Raw genomic sequence first — 8153 nt, 5'->3', positions numbered from 1 at the left:
TGCGGAAAAGGGGGACGCGGAAAATCGTCTGTATCCATGTCGGCCCGTGTTCCCCTCCACGGCTTCCGTGGCTTCCGTCCCTTCCCCCAACGCGCTTTACCAGGGTGGATGGAAGGGAAAGGCGATACGCCGGCCGTCTCTTCGCGTGTCGGTCCCCCGGTGCGCTGCGGGAAGAGTGTTCTTGCTCCGGCCGCGTGGGGAAAATCTCCCATTTTCATCCTTGTCGTGTTGCCGGGGGACCATCAGATAACGAAATGCCTTGCGTGTCTTCCTGCTTTTTATCCTCCCCAATAAAGCGCGTTGGGGGAAGGGGTGGGGGCCTGGGGGAGGGGGAACCCCCTTTCGCGCTAGTGAAGGGGGTTCCCCCTCCCCCGGACGCGCCATGCCCGTAGCGTCAGCTACAGGCATGGCATAGCATGGAGAGCGACAGCGGCGCGCCACATGCTCAGGGGAGCATGTTGAGGGGGACGCGATAGACCCAGTCGCCGGCGTTGGACTGTCCGAAGCTTTCCCAGTTGGCGCGGTCGCGGTCGTATTCTTCGTAGCGGGCCAGCCGGGACTTGAGGCGGTTGATGAAGGCGGTCTGTTCGCCGATGCTCATGCGGTACCAGTCCTCTTCGCGCAGCAGCATGATGTCGCTCTTGTAGGGCAGGCCTTCCAGAAATTCGGCAAGGACGCCCAGTTCGGCGAGGCTTTTGCCCTGGGTGGGCAGGTTGGGGTCGCGGGCCATCTGGGCGGAGGCGGAGAGGATGCCCCGGAAGAAGTCGCGCGAGTCGGTCTTTTTGGTGCGTTCGGCGTTGTCGATGATGGTCTTGATCTGGGTGCTCAGGTCGTTGAGCTGGTTCTTGGTCAGCAGCACGGCCACTTCCACGGTGGGGCTTTGGCCGCCCTTGGCGAGCCGGGCAAGGTCCATGTCGGCGATCCACGAATTGACGACGCTGGGGGCCTGGTTTTGGCGCTGTGCGCCGAAGTATTGCAGCTGCATGGCGTAGCCGAGGGTGGCGGCGAGCTGGCGGGCCTGCTCTTCGGGCGTTTGTGCCGGGGCTTCGTCCTTGGGGCGGGTCATGATCTTTCCCGCGGCGGTATTCTTGACCATGCTGACCATGCCCTGGGCCAGCGTGGCGGCCACGGCGCCGAACTGCCGCGCGCCGGTGGCGGCATCGGGGGCATTGATGACCTGATAGTTGCTGCGGTTGCCGGAGAGGCGGCTGAGGGTGCGGTAGCTCTGCTCGGCATAGGCATGGTTTTTGGAGCCGCTGGGGCTTTTGATGTGCAGGGCGGTGATCCAGATGCCTTTCTGGCGGGCGAGGTCGTTCATCTCCGCCGGACCGAGCAGGACGGAGGCGTAGGGATCGCCGCCGCGCAGCGGGCCGGCATCGCTGATGAGCAGGATGAGGCGGGAGGAATAGTTGCCCCAGCTCAGTTTTTCCACGGCGTCATAGACGCCCGCGAGGGAGTCCTCGTTGAAATCGTGACTGGACACGGAAGCCTGCTGCACGGCGGCCAGACGGCTTTCCAGCGCGGCCCTGTCCTTTGCCGTGGCAAAATCGCTGACCACGGCGCTCGTGTACTCCAGACCGGGAGTGGCGGTGGTGCTGCTGCGGAAGGCCACCACGGCAAAGCCCACATTGTCGGTCATCTTTTCCTTTTCGAGCTGATCGTAGATGCGGCGCACCACGTCGCGGCTCTGGTCGATGTAGGGCTTCATGGAGATGGAGGTGTCGATGACGAGGGCGATGCCGGTCTTGGGCGGGCCGTCGGGAGCCTGCGCCGTGCCGGAGCCGGGATCGATGGAGGCCACGTTGAGGAACTTCACGTCATCGAAAGGCTCGCTCATGCCGAGGATGGGCATGAGATAGAAGCGTTTCGCGTCCACCGCGCCCTGGGTTTCGGCGGGCTCGCCGGCCAGGACGGGGGCGTCCGCCGTCATCTTGCCGGATGCCGCCTGCGTCAGCAGGGCGGCGAGCTGCTTTTCCATGTCGTTGGCGGAGCAGAGCGCCTTGAGGTCGTTTTCCGTCTTGAAGAAAAGCACGGGATCGCGCCCGGCGCGTGGCGCAAAGAGCAGCGTCAGGGACTGGTTCCAGGCGGTGGACTTGGCTTCTTCCAGCCAGCCCTGCGGCTCGTTGAGGCCCGTGCCGACGCGCAGCCAGCCGTTGGCGCGCTCGTAGACGTAGAAGACCGTGAAGGGGACGACCTTGTCCTTGATCACGGCGGAGGCGGCATCGGCGCTCTGGCGCAGCACCGCCCCGGGATGGCTGATGACGCGCTGGTAGAGGCTTTTCTTGCCTTCCTGCAGGAGGGGGGCGGCCTGGCCGGGAGCGGGCAGGGTCAGACAGAGCAGGGCGGCCCAGATGAGGATGGCCGGCAGCAGGCAGCGCCCAAAGGGACGGGTAAACATGGCGGATCTCCTATTTCCAGCTCTGGAGCAGCATCTTGGCTTCCATATCGCCCTTGGCGGCCGCGGCTTCCACATGGGCGCGCAGGGCCTTCAGGGACGCCTCGGCCTGGGTCACGCCCGCGGCCTTTGCCTTTTCGTACCATTGGCGGGCAAGGGACATGTCCGCGGGGATGCTGCCGCGCGGCAGGCCGGCGGCGGGATCATAGAACTGTCCCACCAGCCACATGGCCTCGGCATTGCCCTTCTGGGCGGCATCTTCCAGCAGGAGGAAGGCCGCGTCCGAATCTTCCGGGCTGGCCTCGGGCGTACGCAGGGGCTTGGCCAGGGCCAGACTGGCCGCCGGGTCCGCCGCGCCGCGCAGATGCTTGCGGGCGGTCTCCAGCGCGGTGGGCGTGGAGGACGGGGCGGCGGGCGCCGGGGCTGCCGGGGCGCTTTCCTGCTGGGCGGGCACAGGCGGGACAGGCGCGTCCGGGCGCTGGTGCACGAGGAAATACCATGCCGCGGCCCCGGCGGCGGCCAGCAGGAGCAGCAGAAGGAGGAGGATGGGCAGCAGGCGGCTTTTGGGCCTGGGCGGGATGTCCTGCACGGGGAGCGTTTGCGGACCGGGTTCCGGCGCGGGCTGGGGGGCGGGCTCCGGCGCGGGAGCCGGTTCAGGAAGAGGGGCCGGTTCCGGCTCCGGTTGCGGAACAGGCTCCGGTTCGGGAGCGGGCGCGCTGACGGCGGCGGGGGGCATGTCCGGCATGGCGCCGCCGTTGCCGTGTTCGCGGCTGTAGACGAGCTGCTGTATCTCCACGCCGTAACGCCGGCCGTCCACGCCGAGCTGGTAGGCGGAAAGGGTGTCCAGCTGATCGACCACGGCCGGGCCCACGAACAGGAGCACGCAGCCGCCGGCGCTGTCCACGGCATCGGGCGCAAGGGAATATTCGCTTTCCTGCCAGCCGGAGGCGGCAAGATACTTCATGTCGCTACCGCGCCGCAGGGTAAAGGCATTGCCGGCGAGGGCGGGGCAGTCTTCCAGCTGGATGCGGGCATGGCCCGCGCCGCGTTGCGGATCAGGGGTGATGATGGCTCTCATGCGTCGTTTTCCGTAAAAAGGTGTTTTCCCCGGGGCGGGACAAGCCGGATGGCCTCCCGGCGATGCCGGCGCGGGCCGTCGGGCCGGGCTTCCTCCACGGCGGAGGGGCGGAGCGGGGATCGGTCAGCGGCCTCCGGCATGTGGTCTACCTGAAGGCGGCAAGGATATCGCGCAGGCGGGCATTCTGTTGCGGGTCGCGCACCTGCTGGCCGTCAAAGTCCACATTGGCGACCACGCTCCAGGCCAGCGCCCGCATCCAGTCCGTATACCACTGGCGGTCATAGGGGGCCTCCTGCTCGCCGATGACCGGTTCCGCCGGGGGCTCGGCGGGCGGGGAGAAGAGCTCCGAGCTTTTGCCGCCGAAAAGGATGGTGCGGCCCGCGGCGTCCTTTTTGCGCGGGTCGAAGCCCAGCCAGTCCACAAAGGCATTGATGGCGTCCGCCGCCAGGCTCACCTGTCGCCAGATGAGGCGCTCACGGGACATGTTGGCGTAGGCCCCGCACTGGCGCAGGTCCCGCTCCAGCGCATCACGCAGGCCAAGGCGCTGGGCCGAAAGCAGGAGTTCGCTGATGAGCTGCTCGAAGCCGCGCGAGGGCAGGCCGCCGAAATGGTTGCGGGCCTCGGCGCTGCCTGCCAGATTGTGGAGCTGTTCGATCCAGTAGTCAAAAACCATGTCCGTGAGCGTCCCGGCGGCGTCGCGGGGCAGGGGGGCCGCGTCCGCTTCGGCGGCCGGAGCGGGACGGGCGGCCTCGTCCCCGAAGATGTCGGAAAAGATGTCGTCCGCGGAGACGGCATCCTCCACGCTGACGGCCACGCCGGCCTCCGGCGTCTGGGAAGCGGCCTGACGCTGCCGCAGCCAGAGATCGTACAGGTCATGATCCCTGACCTGGAGACGGCAGAGCAGTTCCCCGAAGAGGTGACGCCGGGTGACGCCCGTCACCAGCATGACCAGCTCGCGGGAAAGCAGTTCCTTCTGCTTGCGCAGCTCCTCGCGGTCGTCCGTCTGGTAGAAGGGTTCCAGCCGCGTGCGGACCTGTTCGCGTTTTTCGGCGGCGATGACTTCGATCTGCTGGCGCTTGAGTTCGGGATTGCAGAGGGGGCGCAGGCTTTCGCGCAGCAGGGCCACGCCGCCGTCATTGAGGGTCATGGCGGCGTCCCAGACGGCATCGGGCCGGGCCACATGCCGCCGCACCAGTTCCGAGTTCAGGAAGGCCTGCCGCACTTCTTCCACATAGGCCGTCTGTTCGGGGCGCACGGCGACTTCCCGGCCGTTGGCGTCAAAGTTGAAGATGGCGTCACAGCGGAAATTGGGATTGCGCAGCAGATAGATATTGTTGAAGGGGTGCGCGCCGTCCCAGTTGGCGGGCCAGTCATGCTGCTTGCCGAAGAAATCCAGCAGCGAGGACTGCAGGCGCGTGTCCCAGCGTTTTTCCACCGAAGGCGTCCCCGCCTTCTTCTCGAATTCCACGTCCATCTTGGAGAGGATGAAGAAAAGGGACGTGGCCTTGCCCGCGCGGGAGCGCGGATCTTCGCCGTGGGTGGAGCATATCCACTCGTAGACGGCGCGCGGCAGGTCCTGCACTTCCTGATTGCTGGGGCCGATGCAGAGCAGCATGCTGGTCAGCTCGCGCTCCTCGCAATAGCGCTCGAAGAGGTAGGCCACCTTGCCGCGCAGAAAAAGATTTTCCAGCGTGCCGGGGCGGGCCAGCTCGCCTTCCAGATTTTCCAGCTTGAGGCGCGAACGGTAGCCCGGAAAGTCCAACAGGTCCGTGTGGTCGAAAAGGCTGTCCGGCTTTTCGCGCATGTAGATGCTGATCTCCGCCGTGAGCGCCGCCACCACCGCGCGCGGCAGATCGGCGCTCTTGCCGTCTTTGCCGCGGATGTTGAGGCGGTCGCCCTGTCCGTTCTCCAGAAGGTCCCGCAGCACGGCCACGTCGATGATGCTGCTTTCCCGGGGGATGAGCCCGTTCAGCGGGCAGTCGGCCTCGGCGGGATTGCCGAGCGCCTGCAGCGCGCCGCACAGGGTGAGGTAGAGCTGCCGGAAGGCCGGCACGCTGTTCCAGATGAGGCTGAAAAGCGAGGCGCGCCCCTCAAGGTCAAGGCGCGGGGCCAGCTCCATGGCCCTGCTCCAGTAGCCTTTTTGCAGCATCTGCACGCGCGGCCGCGAAAGGAAATTCTTGTTGATATAGTCGCGCAGCTCTTCCACATCGTCGCTGCTGACGGCGGCGCTCCCGCTGCCCGCCATCTTTTCCAGCTCGCCCAGCGCGGCGAGCAGCGGCTCCATCTCCGGCGCTTCCTTGTGCTCGCAGTCGGCATAATAGGTATTGGCCAGCACGCGCGCCACATCCATTTCCGTCAGAAGGCGCAGGCGGATGGGATGATCCGGCGCAAGCCCCTGCGGCGGTGTGCTGGTGAAGCGGGTGACGAGCCCCGTGGATTCCTTGCCGCCCTCAGGATTTATTTCGGTGAGGAAGTCCCGTTGATCGCCGCAAAAATCCGCCAGCAGGCTGCCGGAAGCATCCCGCGCCAGCGCGGAGATGAGATAGGACTTGCCCGACTGGCTCGGCCCGAAGACCCCGGCGCACATCTTGCGCCGGGCGGCATGCTCGCATCTGGCGAAAAAACGGGCCGCATGCCGCATGTCCTTCTGCAGGCTGCTGCTCTCGTTGCCTACCAGCTCCGCATTGTCGGCGATCCATGCGCCCGCCTTGCGGCATTCCTCCGCCAGCGCGCGGCAACGCTGCGCCAGTTCCTGATCCTGCTCGTGCATAGTCGTCCTCGTGGGGAAAGACCGGACACCTCCGGCGGTTACGGCGAACCCCTCAAGCATGCCAGACTTGCGCCCGGAGGTCGAGCGGAAATGCTTCCCCCAGGCCCTCACTCCCTCCCCAGCGCGCGTTCAGAGCGTTTTGTCTTTTTCGCCGGCAAAACGCTCTGGCCGCGCGGCTGGCGAGCCGTCATCACTTCAGATGTTTTCGTATGTATTGTTCGGCCATTTTTTCGGTAGCATTGATAAATCCGTCGGGGCTGCCGTGGAAATAGTAGCCGGCATTCTTGCGCATCAGGGCGACCCATTTCCTCGCTTCGTCGGGATCGCCTGCGAGCAGGGCCGCAAAAACGCCGGCTCGATAGATATAGGGCTCTTGATAGGCGCAATCCTCCACCAGGAACTTCTCCTTCAGATCGCGCGACTTTTCTTCCCAGGAATGGGGAGAGGGATTGGCGGGATTGAACGTACTGAGCATGGGTGCCAGTTCGGGATGGGCCGTGAAAAGGAAGAGGAGATAGCCGGCATGTCCATTCTCCAGCATTTCCCCAAAACCGATCGATCCGCCGGCGCTGAACCCAAGGATGCCGAAAAGCGTGTGGGTGCTCCATAAGAGCTTCAACCCGTCGGGGTGGGATCTTCCCCATTCGGCAAAGGTCAGCATGTCCGCCAGGCAAAGCCGTCCCTTGCACATCAGGGTATGGATACGTTCCCAGTCCGGCAGCAGACCGCTTTCCTCAGCCAGCCGAACGAATGCATGGTTGTCGGAACAGGCCAGAGCGAAGTGAAGCTCCGCGGGGAGGCTTGCATATCGCTCCACCAGTAAAAGATGCAGTTCGCTCATCAGCAGAGACCCAAGAGCTTTCCACAACCATTTCGTTTCTCCGAGATCCACCGGGCGTGCCCCGGTCTGGAGCTCCCTGAGCCTGTCGAAAAATTTTTCCAGCACTTCCTCGCAGGACAGGGGAGGGTGATTGGGACCCAGCTTGTCCAGCTCCGCTTGCAGTTCCCGCCGTTGTTCCTCGGACTGCGCCATCTCGATGGCGTCCGTCAGCTGCCGGATATTCCCTTCTTTGCCGACCCAGTCAGGATCGAACGGCTCCATTTTTTTGAAGTTATCATAAAACATGAAGGAACAGGGGTACATGCGTTGCTCGAAGTAACCCAGGTTCCGCATGAATTCGGGATGCTCTTCGGCCTTGTCCACGCGTACATAAAGGGCATCGCCATCACTGTGGGTGACGAGTTTGACGAGGTACACAGGGTCCCCATACGAGATGGGATCGCCGCTCAATACACATTTCGTTCTGTTGTTTCTGGGATACGCGACTTGCTTCACCGTTGCAAAGACTTCGGAACAGATATCTTTTATATAATACTTTACGTAATACATGCATCCTCTCCTGTGCGGGCAGTGATGACGGATATTTCTTGCGGGCTGGTTCCTTTGGCGGTGGAGTCGGTTTCCCTCTTTGGCCGCGTATTTACTGAACAAGGCGCGCTGGGGGAAGGGTGGGGGCTTGGGGGGAAGGGGACGACCGAAAGGCGGCCCGCAGGGCCGTACCCGTTAGGCGACTCAGGTGCCTTACGGGCATCGACAGCAGAGCCACCCCCTCTCGCGCCAGGGCCTGACAACACTAATTTTACAAAAAATTTCAATACATAAACCAATCAAGCGTACACGCTCCGCTTGCCATAGAGGCGGGGTTACCTCGTGTCCCTGACTCTTCCCCCGGTAAAAGCGCGCTGGGGAAGGGATGGGGGGCTTGGGGGGAAGGATGACGAGAACGCCTTTTCTCGCTCCGCTGCGAAAAGGCTGGGCCTCCCGCGCCGGCGGCGACCGAAAGGCGGCCGCAGGCCGTGCCCGTTAGGCGACAAAGGAGCCTTACGGGCATCGACAGCAGAGCGCGACC

4 protein-coding genes are annotated in these 8153 nt (G+C 64.4%); all 4 read right to left on the bottom strand.

The features are described 5' to 3' along the window. Nucleotides 1-445: 445 nt before the first annotated feature. Nucleotides 446-2398: a vWA domain-containing protein gene (locus Q0K12_RS11940; protein ID WP_297263196.1), complete on the bottom strand. Its 1953-nt coding sequence runs from the start codon at nt 2396-2398 to the stop codon at nt 446-448. Nucleotides 2399-2408: 10 nt separating this feature from the next. Beyond that, entirely contained in the window at nt 2409-3473 is a 1065-nt protein-coding gene (locus Q0K12_RS11935) for a sel1 repeat family protein (protein ID WP_297263195.1), read from the bottom strand. 145 nt (nt 3474-3618) lie between these two features. Continuing rightward, on the bottom strand, nt 3619-6243 hold the full coding sequence (locus Q0K12_RS11930) for a virulence factor SrfC family protein (RefSeq protein ID WP_297263194.1): 2625 nt from the start codon (nt 6241-6243) through the stop codon (nt 3619-3621). A gap of 190 nt (nt 6244-6433) precedes the next feature. Continuing rightward, entirely contained in the window at nt 6434-7633 is a 1200-nt protein-coding gene (locus tag Q0K12_RS11925; protein ID WP_297263193.1) for a hypothetical protein, read from the bottom strand. Between the last annotated feature and the right edge of the window lie 520 nt (nt 7634-8153).

This window comes from uncultured Desulfovibrio sp., assembly GCF_944324525.1.
Classification (GTDB): Bacteria; Desulfobacterota; Desulfovibrionia; order Desulfovibrionales; family Desulfovibrionaceae; genus Desulfovibrio.
The sequence above is the reverse complement of the archived record's forward strand: the minus strand, read 5'-3'. Positions and strand labels throughout refer to the sequence as shown.

Excerpts from the sequence above, each read along its gene's own strand:
- Q0K12_RS11940 (WP_297263196.1), bottom strand. The coding sequence starts at position 2,398 with ATGTTTACCCGTCCCTTTGGGCGCTGCCTGCTGCCGGCCATCCTCATC.
- Q0K12_RS11930 (WP_297263194.1), bottom strand. The coding sequence starts at position 6,243 with ATGCACGAGCAGGATCAGGAACTGGCGCAGCGTTGCCGCGCGCTGGCG.
- Q0K12_RS11925 (WP_297263193.1), bottom strand. The coding sequence starts at position 7,633 with ATGTATTACGTAAAGTATTATATAAAAGATATCTGTTCCGAAGTCTTT.
- Q0K12_RS11935 (WP_297263195.1), bottom strand. The coding sequence starts at position 3,473 with ATGAGAGCCATCATCACCCCTGATCCGCAACGCGGCGCGGGCCATGCC.